The organism is Nocardioides renjunii (genome assembly GCF_034661175.1).
Taxonomy (GTDB): domain Bacteria; phylum Actinomycetota; class Actinomycetes; order Propionibacteriales; family Nocardioidaceae; genus Nocardioides; species Nocardioides renjunii.
In genome coordinates, this window is the sequence record NZ_CP141058.1 from 3,489,945 (window position 1) to 3,506,213 (window position 16,269).

The 16,269-nt window shown below is 73.2% G+C and carries 12 protein-coding genes; 7 read left to right on the plus strand and 5 right to left on the minus strand.

Annotated elements, in window-relative coordinates:
• Positions 1–2: 2 nt before the first annotated feature.
• On the minus strand, positions 3–683 hold the full coding sequence (locus SHK17_RS16730; RefSeq protein ID WP_322920045.1) for a hypothetical protein: 681 nt from the start codon (positions 681–683) through the stop codon (positions 3–5).
• A complete protein-coding gene (gene mfd, locus SHK17_RS16735; protein WP_322920047.1) occupies positions 680–4,279 on the minus strand; it encodes a transcription-repair coupling factor in 3,600 nt (1,199 codons plus the stop codon). Before mfd ends, SHK17_RS16730 begins: the two co-directional genes overlap by 4 nt.
• A 236-nt stretch (positions 4,280–4,515) precedes the next feature.
• On the opposite strand from mfd, the gene SHK17_RS16740 reads away from it, so the two are divergent.
• From SHK17_RS16740 to SHK17_RS16750, 3 genes are all read left to right on the plus strand, one after another.
• Positions 4,516–5,211 carry a hypothetical protein gene (locus tag SHK17_RS16740; protein ID WP_172266152.1) on the plus strand — a complete coding sequence of 232 codons (696 nt, stop codon included), beginning with the start codon at positions 4,516–4,518 and terminating at the stop codon, positions 5,209–5,211.
• Positions 5,212–5,332: 121 nt separating this feature from the next.
• The gene (locus tag SHK17_RS16745; protein ID WP_322920049.1) at positions 5,333–6,004 is read left to right on the plus strand and encodes a hypothetical protein; all 672 of its coding nucleotides are present in this window, start codon (positions 5,333–5,335) and stop codon (positions 6,002–6,004) included.
• A gap of 82 nt (positions 6,005–6,086) precedes the next feature.
• Complete coding sequence (locus tag SHK17_RS16750; protein ID WP_322920051.1) at positions 6,087–7,634, plus strand: M28 family peptidase; 1,548 nt, start codon at positions 6,087–6,089, stop codon at positions 7,632–7,634.
• A gap of 16 nt (positions 7,635–7,650) precedes the next feature.
• Here SHK17_RS16750 and SHK17_RS16755 read toward each other — a convergent pair whose 3' ends face one another.
• The 3 genes from SHK17_RS16755 to SHK17_RS16765 form a co-directional block, all read right to left on the minus strand.
• Positions 7,651–8,094 carry a VOC family protein gene (locus SHK17_RS16755; RefSeq protein ID WP_322920053.1) on the minus strand — a complete coding sequence of 148 codons (444 nt, stop codon included), beginning with the start codon at positions 8,092–8,094 and terminating at the stop codon, positions 7,651–7,653.
• A gap of 58 nt (positions 8,095–8,152) precedes the next feature.
• On the minus strand, positions 8,153–8,923 hold the full coding sequence (locus tag SHK17_RS16760; RefSeq protein ID WP_172266165.1) for a 3'(2'),5'-bisphosphate nucleotidase CysQ: 771 nt from the start codon (positions 8,921–8,923) through the stop codon (positions 8,153–8,155).
• Between the two features lie 66 nt (positions 8,924–8,989).
• On the minus strand, positions 8,990–9,823 hold the full coding sequence (locus tag SHK17_RS16765; RefSeq protein WP_322423030.1) for a helix-turn-helix transcriptional regulator: 834 nt from the start codon (positions 9,821–9,823) through the stop codon (positions 8,990–8,992).
• A 525-nt stretch (positions 9,824–10,348) separates the two neighbouring features.
• Here SHK17_RS16765 and SHK17_RS16770 point away from each other — a divergent pair.
• From SHK17_RS16770 to SHK17_RS16785, 4 genes are all read left to right on the plus strand, one after another.
• Complete coding sequence (locus tag SHK17_RS16770; protein WP_322920056.1) at positions 10,349–11,755, plus strand: sensor histidine kinase; 1,407 nt, start codon at positions 10,349–10,351, stop codon at positions 11,753–11,755.
• A complete protein-coding gene (locus SHK17_RS16775; RefSeq protein WP_172266174.1) occupies positions 11,733–12,416 on the plus strand; it encodes a LuxR C-terminal-related transcriptional regulator in 684 nt (227 codons plus the stop codon). The genes SHK17_RS16770 and SHK17_RS16775 overlap by 23 nt, the downstream gene beginning before the upstream one ends.
• Positions 12,413–14,230, plus strand: coding sequence for an asparagine synthase (glutamine-hydrolyzing) (asnB, locus tag SHK17_RS16780; protein WP_322920058.1), 1,818 nt, complete (start codon positions 12,413–12,415; stop codon positions 14,228–14,230). Before SHK17_RS16775 ends, asnB begins: the two co-directional genes overlap by 4 nt.
• A gap of 443 nt (positions 14,231–14,673) precedes the next feature.
• Complete coding sequence (locus tag SHK17_RS16785; protein ID WP_322920060.1) at positions 14,674–16,239, plus strand: exopolysaccharide biosynthesis polyprenyl glycosylphosphotransferase; 1,566 nt, start codon at positions 14,674–14,676, stop codon at positions 16,237–16,239.
• Positions 16,240–16,269: the final 30 nt, after the last annotated feature.

Here is a 16,269-nt window from a genome sequence, read left to right on the forward strand (position 1 = left end):
GATCAGCCGCAGCGGTGGGTAAGGGGCAACGACTCCGCGAACGCGGTGTCGGGCTCCGTGGCGAGACCGGCCTTGGCCGTCTCGCCGACCGCGACCGAGGTGTTGGTGTCGACGGGGGTCAGCACGCCGTCGACGCTCTCGAGGCCGTAGCGCGGGTCGATCTCGATGCCGTTGGCGTCCGGCCACCGGTTGAAGACGTCGACGCCGGCCTGCGTGACCTCCTCGGTGGTCGGGTCCTCGACCCCCTGCTCGGCCAGGACGATCTCGCCGACCTGGTCGACGATGTCGGTGGCGAGCGCGTTGGCCGACGTCAGCTCGACGTAGGTGTCCCTGGACTCCTCGGGCATCGAGGCGGCCAGGCGGCGCTGCTCCGCGACACCGTCCTGGTAGCCGGAGCCGGGCTTCAGGCCGTAGTCGTCGGCGATCGCCATCGCCTGGGCCCGCAGCGTCATCAGCTGCACGGTGCCCTGGCGCACGAAGCTCATCGGCAGCACCGTGCTCTGCGTCTCGAACTGCTCGCCGAGCGCCGTGCACATCCGCTCCGCGGCCGCGTCGACCTCGCGGACGGAGAGCTCCTCGTCGCCGACCTTGACCGCAACTCCCGGGGAGGCACTGCCGCACCCGGTCAGCAGCAGTCCTGCGAGGACCGTCGTCGCGGCCGTCATCAGGCGGGTCTTGCTCACGGGGTCACTCCTTGCGGTACGGCTGCGGGTGCGGGCGCGGCGATGATGTCGTCGATCACACCGCGCGCCCATTCAAGCAGGGCCACGCCCGTGACCGGTCGCACGGGGAACCCCGTGCCCTGCGGGCGCGGCACGAGGATCGTGCTGACCGGCGCCTTGACGACGCTGCGCGGGTGCAGGCGCTGCAGGCGTACGACGCGGGAGTCGGGGAGGTCGACCGGCGCGAACCGGACGTACTTGCCGGCCACCGTCACCTCCTTCACGCCGACCTGGCGGCAGCGGGCACGGAACCGGGCGACGACGAGCAACGACTCCACGACCTCGGGCGGGGTGCCGTAGCGGTCGACGAGCTCGGCGCGGACCTCGTCGACGTCGGCGTCCGTGCGCACCTCCGCCAGGCGCTTGTAGATCTCGAGGCGCAGCCGCTCGCTCGGGATGTAGTCGTGCGGCAGGTGGGCGTCGACGGGCAGCTCGATGCGGACCTCCTGGAGCTGGTCGTCCTCGCCCCCTCCCTTGAAGTCGGCGACAGCCTCGCCCACGAGGCGGACGTAGAGGTCGAACCCGACGTCGGCGATGTGGCCGGACTGCTCGCCGCCGAGCAGGTTGCCGGCGCCGCGGATCTCGAGGTCCTTCATCGCGATCGCCATGCCGCCGCCGAGGTCGGAGTGCTGCGCCAGCGTGGCGAGCCGCTCGTGAGCGGTCTCGGTGAGCGGCTTCTCCGAGGGGTAGAGGAAGTAGGCGTAGGCACGCTCGCGGGAGCGGCCGACGCGACCGCGCAGCTGGTGGAGCTGGGAGAGCCCGAGGGTGTCGGAGCGCTCGATGATCATCGTGTTGGCGTTGGACACGTCGAGGCCGCTCTCCACGATGGTCGTGCAGACCAGGACGTCGAAGCGCTTCTCCCAGAAGTCGAGCATGACCTGCTCGAGGGCGTGCTCGCCCATCTGCCCGTGGGCGGTGGCCACGCGCGCCTCGGGCACCAGCTCGCGGATCCGCGCGGCCGCCTTCTCGATCGACTGCACCCGGTTGTGGATGTAGAAGACCTGGCCCTCGCGCAGCAGCTCGCGGCGGACGGCGGCGACGACCTGGCGGTCCTCGTAGGCGCCGACGTAGGTGAGGACGGGGTGCCGCTCCTCCGGCGGCGTGGTGATGGTCGACATCTCCCGGATGCCGGTGACCGCCATCTCGAGGGTGCGTGGGATCGGCGTGGCGCTCATGGACAGCACGTCGACCGACGTGCGCATCCGCTTCATCTGCTCCTTGTGCTCGACACCGAAGCGCTGCTCCTCGTCGACGATGATGAGGCCGAGGTCCCTCATCTTGATGTCGGGGTTGAGCAGGCGGTGGGTGCCCACGACGACGTCGACCGACCCGTCCTCGAGCCCGGCGATGACCTCCTTGGCCTCCTTGTCGGTCTGGAACCGCGAGAGGCCCTTGATGACGACCGGGAAGCCCGACATCCGCTCGGAGAAGGTCGACATGTGCTGGGTGACGAGCAGCGTCGTCGGCACCAGCACCGCGACCTGCTTGCCGTCCTGCACCGCCTTGAACGCCGCGCGGACCGCGATCTCGGTCTTGCCGTAGCCGACGTCGCCGCAGACGAGGCGGTCCATCGGGACGACCCGGCGCATGTCGGCCTTGACCTCGTCGACGGTGGTCAGCTGGTCGACGGTCTCGGTGAAGGGGAAGGCGTCCTCGAGCTCGCGCTGCCATGGGGTGTCCGGGCCGTAGGCGTGGCCCTCGGTGGCCTGCCGGGCGGCGTAGAGCTTGATCAGCTCGGCCGCGATCTCCCGCACGGCGCGGCGCGCCTTGTTCTTGCGCTTGGTCCAGTCGCCACCGCCGAGCCGGTCGAGGCTCGGGTTCTCGCCGCCGACGTAGCGGGTGACCTGGTCGAGGGTGTCGGCCGGGACGTAGAGCATGTCGTTGGGCCCGCCGCGCTTGCTGGGGCCGTACTCCAGCACGAGGTACTCGCGGACCGCGCCGCCGATCTCGCGCTGCCGCATCTCCACGAAGCGGCCCACGCCGTGCTGCTCGTGGACGACGTAGTCGCCCGCCTTGAGCTCGAGCGGGTCGATCTGCTTCTTGCGCCGCGTCGGCATGCGGCGCATGTCGCGGGTGGAGGACTTCTGCCCGGAGAGGTCGTCGCCGGTGAGGACCGCGACACCGGCCTGGTCGTCGACGAGGCCGTGGACGAGGTGGCCGCAGGTCACCGTCACGACGTTGGGGCCGGCGGTGTCGCCCTCCTCGACGAGCCGGGCGGCGATGTCGTTCTCGCCGAGCAGCTCCACGAAGCGCTGGGCGGGGCCGTGGCCGGCGTGGACCACGACGGTCTCCACGCCGTCGCGCACCCAGCCGCGGATGTCGTCGACGGCCTGCTGCAGGTCGCCGCGGTAGGCCTCGGCCGGGTGGGAGGGCAGGGCGCGGCTCGGCACCCCGGCGTCGGCGGCCGCGGGATAGGTGGGACCGGTGGCGGCTGCGTCATCGGTGTCACCGGTGTCGATGCCGAACGGGCTCACCGACCACCAGGCGAGCCCGAGCCCGAGCGCGCGGAGCCGGACGTCGGCGATCTCGCGGTAGGAGGCGGCGCCCAGGTCGATGGGGGCGGTGCCGCCGCCGGCCGCGGCGGCCCACGACGCACTCAGGAACTCGTCGCTGGTCGCGACCAGGTCGTGGGCCCGGCCGCGCGCCCGCTCGGGGTCGAGCACCAGCACGGTGGTGTCGGTGGGCATGAGGTCGACCAGCAGCTCCATCGAGTCGACCAGGACCGGCGCGAGCGACTCCATGCCCTCCACGGCGATGCCGGCGGCCATCTTGTCGGTGAGCTCGAGCAGCTGCGGGTGGGCCTGGCCGAGCTCGGCGGCGCGGCGGCGTACGTCGTCGGTGAGCAGCAGCTCGCGGCACGGCGGCGCCCAGAGGCGCTGCACCGTCTCGAGGGTGCGCTGGTCGGCGACGGAGAACGCTCGGATCTCCTCGACGTCGTCACCCCAGAACTCCACGCGCAGCGGGTGCTCCTCGGTGGGCGGGAAGACGTCGACGATGCCGCCGCGCACCGCGAACTCGCCGCGGCGCTCGACCATGTCGACCCGCGAGTACGCCGCGTCCGCCAGGCCGCGCACGACGTCCTCGAGCGGACGGGAGTCGCCGGGCGCGAGCTCGACGGGCTCGATGTCGGCCAGCCCGGGCACCTGGGGCTGGAGCAGGCTGCGGATGGGTGCGACGACGACGCGCAGGGGGCCGTTGGCGGCATCGGTGCCGGGGTGGCGCAGCCTCCGCAGGACGGCGAGCCGGCGACCCACCGTGTCGCTGCGCGGGCTGAGCCGCTCGTGGGGCAGCGTCTCCCAGCTGGGGTAGTAGGCCACCGAGTCGGGGTCGACCAGGTCGGCGAGCTCCTCGACGAGGTCCTCGGCCTCGCGGGAGGTGGCGGTCACCGCGAGGACGGTGCGCCCACGCTCGACGAGGCCGTGCACCACGAAGGGCCTGAGGGCGCCGGGGCCGGTCAGGTCGAGGCTGGGCTGCACCGCCGCGTCGGCCAGGGCGCCCCCCAGGGTGGGAGCGGAGACGAGCCGGCGGGCGACGGCGAGGAGCGGCGTGGACGGCACAGAGGAGTTCCTTCGAGAGCACGCGAAACGACCCCAGACGCTGGGCGGGTGGGGGGACTTGAGAGTCTACGGGGGCTGTCCGACAGCGACGCGTGCGGGAGGAGGGGCCGCCCCCCGGACCGAAGATGGTCCGACGGGGGGTTTGCCCCGGGCGTCACTGGGGTAGCAACTGCCACAACGGCCGACGCCCGAGCGCCGGTCGACCACGCACTTCCATCGAGAGGAAACACGGGGACATGCGCACCACTCGTCTCATCGCCGGCACCATGACGGCCGCCCTTCTCGGCGTCACGCCGATGGCCCTGGCCACGTCTGCCGAGGCCGCCGTGACCGTCACGACGGCGACCACGCTCACCTCGGAGAAGGCCGCCTACATGTACGGCGACACGATCTTCTTCGACGCCGCGGTGACCACCACCGACCCGGCCAACCCGTACGCCCCGGGCGCGGCCACCCTCTACATCCAGCGTCCCGGGTCCACCACGTGGGAGCCCCTCGCGTCCGACGACGGCGCCTCGTACCTCTACTTCGTCGACATCGTCGCGGAGTCGAACGCCCTCTACAAGGTCGTCTACCCCGGTGGCGTCGACGGCACCGGAGACGTCTACACCCCGAGCGAGTCGGCTCCCTTCGCGATCGCGACCTCGCGCAACCTCACCATCAAGAACCCGCGTGGCACCTTCGTCAAGGGCAAGATCAAGCCCGACTACGCGAAGAAGAAGGTCGTGGTCCAGAAGAAGGTCGGCAAGAAGTGGAAGAAGTTCCGCGCGCTGAAGACCTCGAAGAAGAGCACCTTCCAGGTGACCCTGCCCGCCTCGCGCAAGCGCACCTACTGGCGCTTCGTCGTCAAGGCCAACGCCGAGTTCGCCGCCACGGTGGCCGAGGGCTCGACGATCCGCTACCGCTCCGCGGGTCGTGTCGCCATCCGGTGACCTGACGCTTGTCCGGTGACGCGGCCGGGTGCACTGTCCTTCGCCGGGCGGTGCGCCCGGCCGTTCGTCATAGGATTGCTCGAGCACCTGCCTCGTCCCCTGTCCCAGAGGATCACCGCACATGCGCACCGTTCGTCTCCTCGCCGGCGTCGTCGCCGCCTCGGCCATGGCCACGTCGGTCGTCGTCGCGGCACCCGCGCACGCCAGGGACACCTGGACCACCACGACCGTCGCCGAGCCGAGCGAGACGACCGTCGAGTTCGGCGACACCATCGACATCACGGTCGACGTCGACAGCCAGACGGGGCTCCCCCCCACCGGCGGCACGTCGACGCTGCTCGCGTTGCGGGCGGGCGCGACCGAGTGGGCACAGGTGGCGACCACCACGTCGCCGGGAGCGTCCTTCCTCGACGTCAGGCCGCGCATGAACACCACCTACAAGGTGGTCTACGCCGGCCACGTCGAGGCGGACCGGACGAAGGGTGACACCTACACGTCGAGCGAGTCGGCCACCTTCGGCGTCGACGTGTCGCGCCGGATCACCCACCCGAGCGCGGGCTTCGTCCTGAAGGGCAAGGTCACGCCCGACTACCGCAAGAAGAAGATCGTCATCGAGGTCAGCAAGAAGCAGGACGAGGGCTACAAGAAGTTCATGACCATCCGGACCGACCGGGCCGGCGCCTACAAGGTGACCCTGCCCCGTCGCAGCGGCACCTGGTACTACACCGTCATCGTCAAGGGTGACGCCCGCTACCTCGGCACCGGCTTCGCCTGGCGCACCTGGGTCTCCTGACCCGGGCCGTAAGTCCGCCGCCCGACGTCCGGGACGCGCGGCTCTTTACCGTTCGACTGGCGGACACATAGGTTCACCAGGCATGAACCAGTTCTCGGGAACAGACCAGTCCACCCTGCCCACCACCGCCCCGGCCCCAGCCCTCGGCCGGGCCCTCGGCGACGCACCCGCTGACGCCCCCGGCTCCGGCGCCCTCAGTCGCCGACGCCTCCTCGCGGGCGCCGCCGGAGGCGTCGCCCTCGTCGCCGCCGGCCAGCCCGCCTGGGCCGCCGACGCCACCCGCCCCGGCGCCCTGCGCGGCCCGGCCCTGCGCCCGCGCGACAACCAGGTCGTGCGCAAGATCCGGCCCGCGCGCGCCCTCGCCGACCTCGAGGTGCTGTCCGAGCGGATCGGCCCCCGGATCGGCGGCACCGCCTCGGAGAAGGCGGCGGCCGAGTTCGCACTGACCTCCTTCCGCAGCGCCGGCTGCAGCGACGTACGCCTCGAGCCGTTCGCCGTGGCCGACAAGTTCCTCGCCGACATCGGAGACCCCGACGGCCAGCTGCCCGACGACATCTGCTGGCAGGCCGGCGCCTCCCCCGACGCCGGCCTGGACACCACCGTCACCGGGCGGGTGCTCGACGTGAAGGCGGCCACCGCACCGGTGTGGCCGACCGACCCGGCGGCCGTCACCGGCGCGGTGCTCCTCGCGGACGACGCCCAGGACGCGTCCCCCGTCACCCGGGTCGAGCTCCGCGCCGCCTTCGTGCTCGAGGCGCAGCGGCGTGGCGCGGCGGCCGTGGTGCTGCTGCCGGCCGACCTCGAGTACCCGCGCCGGGCGTCGGCGACCTCGCCGCGGCTGGTGCCGACCACGGGCACGACCGCCCCGCCGTGGACACCCGTCGCCACGATCCCCGTGCTGGGCGTGGCGCAGGTGCAGAAGCGGCTGCTGCGCGAGGACCTCGTCGTGCGGCCGCTGCGGCTGACGATCGGGACGACCTCGCACCGCGGACTGACCAGCAACAACGTCTTCGCCGACATCCCGGGCCGCCAGGGCCGCAACGGCTCGGTCGTCTACATCTCCGGGCACTACGACTCCGTGATCGGCGCCCCCGGCGCCAACGACGACGGGTCGGGCACCGTGCTCACCCTGGAGCTCGCCCGGGTGCTGACCAGGCTGCCGAAGGCCGACGCGACCATCCGGCTGGCCCTGTGGGGGTCGGAGGAGCAGGGGCTGCTCGGCTCGCGCCACCACGTGTCCCAGCTGACGCAGGCCCAGCGCGACCGCGTCCGCGGCGTCTTCCAGAACGACATGGTCGGCACCAGCTGGAGCCCCGCGACCCGCTACTGGCTGCTGTCCTTCTCGGGCACGGGCAACGCCACGACCGACCGCATCCAGGCGGCGGCCGCGCGGCTCGGCTACGAGCCGCAGATCTCGCCGGTGACCCAGCGCGGCGCCAGCGACCACCAGTCCTTCCAGGAGGTGGGCATCGCCTCGGCGAACTTCTCCTGGCGCGGTGAGTCGACCCCGGCGCTGCTCGAGCCGCCGTACCACTCCCCCGAGGACACCATCGCCCGCAACATCAGCATGGACCGGCTCACGGTGAGCATGGAGATGATCGGCTGCGCGGCCTACGACCTGGCCAACTAGCGCGTCGGGGCCCCGCTCACGAGGCGGGCGGGGGTGGACCGGCGTCCACCTCCGCCTCCGCCTTCGCCCCCGGCGCCGCTTCTGCCTCCGAGCGCAGGATGCAGAACTGGTTGCCCTCGGGGTCGGCGAAGACGACCCAGCCGGTGCCCGGTCCCCAGGACCCGCGCTGGTCGCCGACCTCCGTGGCGCCGAGGCCGCGCACCCGCTCGACCTCCTCGTCGCGGGTGCCCGTGCGGGGACGCAGGTCGAAGTGGATGCGCTTGGCCGGCAGCTCCTCGTCGGGCACCTCGATGAAGAGGATGCTGTGCCCCGAGTCGGGGTCGAGGATCATGCACTCGTCGTGGCCGGGCTCGTTGGGGTCGTCCTCGACGTCGACGTAGCCGAGCAGGCGCTTCCACCACTCCGAGAGCTCGTAGGCGTCATGGCAGTCGACGGTCGTGTGGGAGACGAAGGAGGTCATGGCCTCCACGCTCGCGGCACCGGCTCGGTGCCGCAAGCCGATTTCGGGCGGAGCGGCGTCAGTCGGTGCCGTGGCGTCGGACGAAGTCGACGATCTGGTCGGCGAGCTCGGGACGGCACACGATGAGGTCCGGCAGCGAGGTGTCGTCGGCGTTGTAGACCAGCGGCGAGCCGTCGACGCGGCTGCAGTGCAGGCCGGCGGCCCGGGCCACCGCGACGGGCGCCGCGTTGTCCCACTGGTACTGCCCGCCGGCGTGGACGTAGGCGTCGGCGATGTCGCGGACCACGCTCATGACCTTGACGCCCGCGCTGCCCATCGGCACGAGCTCAGCGTCGAGCTCGGCGGCCAAGGCCTCGACGAAGGCCGGCGGGCGGCTGCGGGAGACGGCGATCCGGGGGCGGACCGACGTGCGGGGAGGGACGACGCTCGCGCGCCCGGTGCTGAAGGTCTCGCCCAGCGCCGGCTGCGCGACGGCGCCGGCGACCAGGTCGCCGCCCTGCCACAGCGCGACGTGCACGGCCCAGTCGTCGCGGGGCGGCTCGGAGAACTCCCGCGTGCCGTCGAGCGGGTCGATGATCCACACCCGGTCGGCACTCAGGCGCGACTTGTCGTCGGCCGCCTCCTCGGACAGCACGGCGTCGCCGGGCCGGTGCTCGGTGAGGATCCGGTCGAGCTCCGCCTGCGCGGCCGCGTCGCCGGCGTCCTTGAGCGCCTTGCCCTCCAGGCCCTCGGCCGCCGCCCCGGCGCGTACGTCGAGGAGCACGGCGCCGGCCCGTTCGGCCGCCCAGACGGCGAAGGCGTGGTCGTCGAGCGTGGTGGGGTCGATCATCGCGGGGTCCCCGCGGCGAGGGCAGCGAACCGGGGCTCGTCGTGGGCTGAGGTCATGGGCGGCAGCCTAGCGACGCGCGCGGGGTGCTCCCGTGTCGGCCGGGGCGGCACCGCTCGGGCGCCCGGGCGCTCCGTGCGAGGTCCCCTCGCCCGGGGCCTCCCGCGGACGCGGCAGCAGGTCGCCGGCGCCCACCTCGTAGACCCGGCGCAGCATGGCCACGGCCTCCAGCTGCGTCTTCGCGCCGAGCTTGGCGCGCAGGGCCTTCACGTGGCTGCGCACGGTGCCGACCGTGACGCCCATGATGCCGGCGACCTCCCGGGCACGGTGCCCCGCGGCGAGCAGCTCGAGGACGCGCAGCTGCTGCGGCGACAGGGTGCGCATGAGCGAGATGAGCTCCTGGCGCCTGTCAAGGGCCTTGGCCCAGGCGGCACGGACCGCGGTGCGTCTTTCAGGTTCCATCAAGGGATCACCGGCAGTGAGCCGCTCGACCACCTCGACCAGCTGGCTCACCGACGTGGTCCGGGTGACGATGTCGACCGCCGCACCTTCGAGCAGACCGCCCCACCACACGGCTGCGGGCGCTGCGGCCACGACGGCCACGCGCACGTCGCCGACGGCCACGAGCGCGCTGATCATTTCGACGGCGGTGAGGCTGTCGGGCTCGTCGAAGATCGCCACCACGTGGCGGGTGCCGCCACCGTCGGCCGCCGCCCTGGCCTCCTCCACGACGCTCTCCCACGCGTGGACCTCCACGGGGACGTCCGCGGAAGCGAGCGCAGCGGAGACGGCCTGCGCCACGAGCAGGTGGGGCGAGACGACCCAGGCGGTCACGACGTCGTCCGGCGTCCGCGCCGCCCGCGCGGGTCCGTCGGGTGCTGATCCACCCATCGCACCTCCCATGCGCCGAGCCTGTGACGAACCCTGACGGGTCCCGGCCCCTCCCCCGCCCGACGCCGCCGAACGTGCACCGAATTGGGGAGGCGCCGGACCCGGCGCAGCCCGCCACCGGGCCCGGTCAGTGCCCACTTGTCCTGATCTTGCCCCTTGCTGGCGCCCTGCTGAAGGGCTTCTGCACGGCTTCTGCAGAGCTGCTTGACCAAGTCTTCGGGATGCCTGCGAGAGGCGGACCAGACCGGCTTTGACCCAATTTCGGTAGGGGGCAACACTCCGGGAAGTCGCCACGCGGCGTGGGTCCGAACGGGGGTCCACGACGGGGGCGGGGACACATCGTGGCCGGCGCGCATGGGGCGCAGCCGACCACCGCACTCGGGGACGCATCACGCACATCTGCTCGGCCAAGGGGGAGGGGTTCCAGGAGTCATGCTCGAACGTCAGTGGGGGAACATCAGACAGCGGGCGGGGACGGTGACCACGGGGGTGGTCACGTTCCTGGCTCTGGTCTGGGTCGGATCGGGCAGCGCTCACATGTGGCAGCTGTCCCCGGCCGTGACGGCGATGCCGTCGCTGGGCGACGGGGTGGTCAGCGGCGTCTTCGTCGCCGGGGCCGCCTGCGCCGCCATGGTGACGTGGCGTCGCCACGCCGGTCCGGTGACCGGCTGGATCGTGGGGACCGGCGCGCTCGTCGCAGCGCAGGCACTGGTCGTCACGCTGCTCGCGCTGCAGAGCGCACCGCCGCGCGGACCGGTGAGCCTGACGCTCCTGGTCGCCGCCGCCGTCGTCGGCCTGGCGACCGTCGTCGGACCGCTGCTCGGCCTGCACCGCAAGGGCCACGTGCTCGACGAGGGGTTCACCATCGGCCTCGGCATGGGCCTGGTGGCCTCGGGACACCTGCTGCTGCAGTTCCCGATCGCCCGGCCCCCGTCGGCCCTCATGGAGATGCTGATCGGCGTGCTCGTCGCGACGCACGTCGCCGTCGTGGTGCTGGTGCTGCGCCAGGGCGCGCTCTCGCCGGCCATGTCGGCCCTCCTCGTCACGACGGCCCTCGTGGTCGTCGCCGGCCAGCTCGTCCACGCCTTCGCCGGGGCCCACGCCGGGCTCGACGCGGCCGTGACCATCGCCCGCGCCGCGACGGGCGCCGTCTGGCTCACCCTCGCGTGGGTCAGCCTCCGCCGCGGCCTGGAGCGCGACCGCCGCCGCATCAACGACTTCGAGCACGTCCTGGTCAGTGCCACCCGCGACCACAAGGAGCGGCTCCACGAGCTGCGGAGCACCGTCGCCGGCCTCGTGACGGGCTCGGAGCTGATGGACCGCTCCGACGTCCCGGCCGAGGTGCGCGAGCGCCTCTGGTGCTCGCTGCGCCGCGAGCTCGACCGGATGGAGCGACTGCTCTCCGGGCAGGACGACGCCGCCACCGACATCGACCTCGACGAGGCGCTCGGCATGATCCTGGACCTCCAGCGGCTCAAGGGCCGGCGCGTGGAGTTCCGCAGCAACGGCGACGTCGTCCGAGCCCGCTTCGACGCGCTCGCCGAGGTGGTCAACGTGCTCATGGACAACGCCGTCAAGCACGGCGGCGCCGACACCAGCCTCGTCGAGGTGGTGCGGCGCGACGAGGAGAACGTCGACATCCGGGTCACCGACTACGGCCGCGGCATCCCGCAGGACCAGCGCGCCTCCATCTTCGAGTGGGGACGGCGCGGCAGCCAGTCCGCCGGTGAGGGCATCGGCCTCCACGTGGCGCAGCGGCTGATGACCGAGGACGGCGGGTCGCTGCGGCTCGCCGAGCCGCAGGCCGTGGGCTCGTCCTTCGTGATCACGCTCCCCCGGGCCCGCCGCTCGCCCGAGGACGGTCCGTCGACGACCGGCTCGACGACCCACGCGGTGGCCGCCCTGACGATGGAGGACGGCCGTGCCTGGCGCCGCTCGGGCTGACCACCGGGTCCTGATCGTCGACGACCACGTCCTCTTCGCGGAGTCCCTGGAGCTCGCGCTCTCGCTCGAGGGCTACGACGTGCGTCGGCTGGAGCTGCCTGCCGAGGGCGGTTCGATGGCGACCCTGCGATCCCTCGCCCTGCGGGCCAACCCCCGCACCGTGCTGCTCGACCTCGACCTGGGACGCTTCGGCGACGGCGTCAACCTCATCGCGCCGCTGGCCCGGGCCAACATCAACGTCGTCGTGCTCACCGCCTCCGAGGACGAGGGACGCTGGGGTGCCTGCATGCGGATGGGGGCGCGCAAGGTGCTGCCGAAGACCGGGGCGCTGCAGCAGGCGCTCGGCACCGTGCGCCGGCTGCACCAGGGACTGCCCGTGGTGACCCGCGAGGAGCTCGAGGAGCTGCTCGGTGCGTGGGCCCGCGACCGCCAGGCCAACGACGACATCCGCCGCCGCCTCGACCTCCTCACGCCGCGCGAGCGGCAGGTGCTCGGCTCGCTCATCGAGGGACGCACCGTGCGCACGATCGCGCAGGACAGCGTCGTCTCCGAGGCGACGGTCCGCACGCAGGTCAAGTCGATCCTCGCCAAGCTGGAGATCTCCTCCCAGCTGGCAGCGGTCGGGATGGCCAACCAGGTCGGCTGGAAGCACGGCGCATGAGCGGCATCGCCGGGGTCCGCGCGTTCGCGGCGGGCGCGTCCGCGGGCGACGCGCTGCGCGAGATGTCCGAGCTGCTGCGCCACCGCGGCCCGGACGGGGCGGCCACGTGGGTCGGCCCCGACATCGGCCTGGCACACACCCGTCTCGCCGTCGTCGACGTCGAGCACTCCCGTGAGCCGATGCACTCGGTCGACGGCCGGTGGGTGCTCGTCCACGACGGGGAGATCCTCAACCACGACAGCCTGCGGGCCCACCTCGACTACCCGTTCCGCACGCGCACCGACGCCGAGGTGGTGCTGGCCGGACTCTCGCTCGAGGGGATCAGCTTCGTCGAGCGCCTGCAGGGCCAGTTCGCGATCGTGGCCCACGACCTGCGCACCGACACCACGCACCTGGTGCGCGACCGGCTCGGCATCTCGCCGCTCTACTACCGCCACGTCCCGGGCGGCATCGCCTTCGGCTCCGAGATCAAGGCGCTGCTGGCGCTCGGCCCGGCGCCCCGCGTCGACCACCGCAGCCTCGACGCCTACCTCGGCACCCGGGTCGTGCCGGCGCCCGACACCCTGTTCGACGGCGTCAAGAAGGTACGCCCCGCGCACCGGGTGTCGATCCAGCCCGGCGGGCACCTCGAGGAGACCCAGTTCTGGGCCCTGCCCGAGGCCGACCCGGAGGGCACGTGGAGCACCGGCGACGCGATCGAGGCGGTGAGCGACGGCGTCCGTGAGGCGGTCCGCTCGGCGCTGGTCGCGGACGTGCCCGTGGGGTCGTACCTCTCCGGCGGGCTCGACAGCAGCCTCGTCGTCGCCCAGGTGCAGCAGCTGCGCGGCGACGACGCGGTCCACACCTTCTCCGCCGGCTTCGGCGACGACCTCGACGAGCTGTCCACGGCCCGGCGGGTGAGCACGGTCCTCGGCACCCGGCACCACGAGGTGCAGCTGGGGGCCACCGACTTCGAGGACCTGTGGTCGACCCTCACCTGGCACCGCGACGCACCGATCTCGGACCCGGCCGACGTCACCGCCTTCGGCCTGGCCCGCGCCGCGCGCGAGCACGTGAGCGTGGTGCTGTCCGGCGACGGCGGCGACGAGGTCTTCGGCGGTCACCCGCAGCACCGGCTCGCCCGCCTCGCCGAGCGCAGCTCGGTCCTGCCGGCCCGGGTGCGCTCGGGCCTGGCGGGCCAGGTGGAGCGCCGGCTCGGTGCACCGTTCTCCGCAGGCGAGCGCGAGCGCCTGATCGGCAGCGGCCCGCCGCCCGAGCGCCGGGCGACGCCCGCGCTCGGCGTCGACCCGGTCGACCGGATGCTGCGCCACGACCTGCGGCACTGGCTGCCCGACCACCTGCTCGAGCGCGCGGACCGCATGTCGATGGCGGCGTCCGTCGAGGTGCGACCGGCGCTCCTCGACCACCGCCTCGTCGAGCTCGCCTTCCGGCTGCCGACCTCGGTGAAGGTGCGCGCCGGCACCAGCCGGTGGGTGCTGCGCGAGGTCGCCCGGCCGTTCCTGCCCGACGAGCTGATCGACCGCAAGGTGGCGCCGCGCCGGGTCCCGCTGGACGCCTGGCTGCGCAGCGGGCTGCGGGACACCGCGCGCGAGCGCCTCACCGGAGCCGACTCCTGGGTCGCGCAGACGTTCGACCGGGCGACGGTGCGCGACCTCGTCGACCGCCACGAGCGGGGCGCCGGCGAGGAGGCCCGGCTCTGGACGCTGCTGTGCCTCGAGATGTGGCACGAGCGGTTCTTCGGCGTCCCGCCGACCATGCCTCGTCCTCGCGCGGCCGCGCTCCCGAGCCCGCCCGTGGCCCCCGGCCGGGGCTGAGTCCCGGCACCACGCCGGGCACGCCCCCCGCCGGACGGGCGGTCGGCACGGTGGGGGCCGTGCCGCGCCCGCCCAGCGGCGGGTGGGTGGTGCCGCGGCGGTCGGAGTAGGGGGGACCCCGACCGCCGCTCCTGATTCGCCTCGTCTGCGGTGTCGAGGGGTGGGGGTCCCTCGCCACCCTGTGAGGTCACGAGGACCAGAGCGGGACAGGACGAGCGCGGCGAATCAGTGGTGGTGCACCTCTCCGAGCGTAGGTCCCGCACGGCATGCCGCCCATCCCACGGACTGGGTAACTCCCCGCCCGTCGAAGTGGCCCGAAAACCCAGTCCCTGCAGGGCTTTCGCTGATTTGCGGCATGCCCCGACGCTGCAGCCTTCCTAGGCTCGCACCACAGTCAGCGACGGAGTGCCATCGGGGGGCACCTCGCAAGGGGATGGGGAGCGATGACGCAGATCTCTGTGGGCATGAGCAGGGCGGACGCCGCCGTGCTGACCGCACCGGTGCCACGGCCGCGCGAGGTCGTCCAGGAGCCGGAGGCGATGGTCACCGACCTCGCCGAGGGCGGGACGATCACTGACGGCGGGGACCTCGGTCTGCTCCGCGAGCTGACCGTGGTGCGCGAGGCGCCCGGCACGGAGGCGCCTCCCGCCGAGGCTCCGGCCACCGTCGTCCCCGCCGCCACGCCCTGGTCGCGACGCCTCGCCGGCCGGCCGATGGCCGGCGTGGACGCCGCCGTCTCGCTCGCGGTCGCCTTCGGGGCAGCGGCGCTCGGCACGGTGTCCCTCGCGGCCGCCGTCGCCACGGCGCTGGCCTGGCCCCTCGTCCTGCTGGTCGTGGGCCGCTACCGCCGCCCCACGCTGGGCGAGGGCCGCCTGGCGCGTCCCGCGCTCGTGCTCGGCACGGGTGCGAAGGTCGCCGTGCTGGCGCTCGCCCTCTCGCCGTGGCTGGTGACCGTCGACGTCGTCGGCCTCGCCGGGCTCGTCGCGGTGCTCAGCGTCGCGAGCTCCGTGCCGTCGCTCGTCGCCGGGCGGCACCGTCCCCGGGTGGTGCTGGCCGGCCGGCCCCGCGACGTGCGCGAGGCCATGCTCGAGGTCCAGGCCACCGGCACCCACGAGGTGGTCGCCGCGTGCCTGACCCGCACCACCACGACACTGGGCGACCTGCCGACGTTCCTCGGCTTCGAAGAAGCCGCAGACGCGGCGCACCGCCACCAGGCGGACGCGCTCGTCGTCCTGCCCGGCGCCCGGCTCTCGTCGACCGAGATGCGCCGCCTGCACTGGTCGCTGGCCGGCACGGGCACCGAGCTCTTCGTCGGCACCGGCCTGCTCGACGTCGCGCCGCAGCGCACCCGCGTCGTCTCCACCGGAGGCATCGACGTGCTGCACGTCGCCCCCGCCGTGCTCGGCGGGCCTCGACGGGTGCTCAAGGACGTGGCCGAGCGGGCCGTCGCCCTCGTCGCCTTCGTCGCGGCGCTGCCGGTCCTCGCCGTGCTCTGCCTCGCGATCCGGCTGGAGTCCCCGGGCGCCGCGATCTTCCGCCAGCAGCGGATCGGCCGCGACGGCGTACCGTTCACGATGCTGAAGCTGCGCTCGATGGGGGTCGACGCGGAGGCCGAGCGCAGCGGGCTGGCCCTGGTCAACGAGAAGGACGCCGTCCTGTTCAAGATCCAGCTGGACCCGCGCATCACCCCGCTGGGACGGCGCCTGCGGCGCTACTCCCTCGACGAGCTGCCCCAGCTGTGGAACGTCGTCCGCGGCGACATGGCGCTCGTCGGCCCGCGCCCGGCGCTGCCGAGCGAGGTCGCCAAGTACGACGTCGACCCGCGGCGGAGGCTCGCCGTGAAGCCCGGCCTGACCGGCCTCTGGCAGGTCTCGGGCCGTTCGGACCTGACCTGGGCGGAGTCGGTGCGCCTCGACGTGAAGTACGTCGACAACTGGTCGCTGCGCCTCGACCTCTCGATCCTGGCCCGCACGGTCGGCGCCGTGCTGGGCCACCGCGGGGCCTACTGACCGCACGACCCGGACGATCCGGACGACACG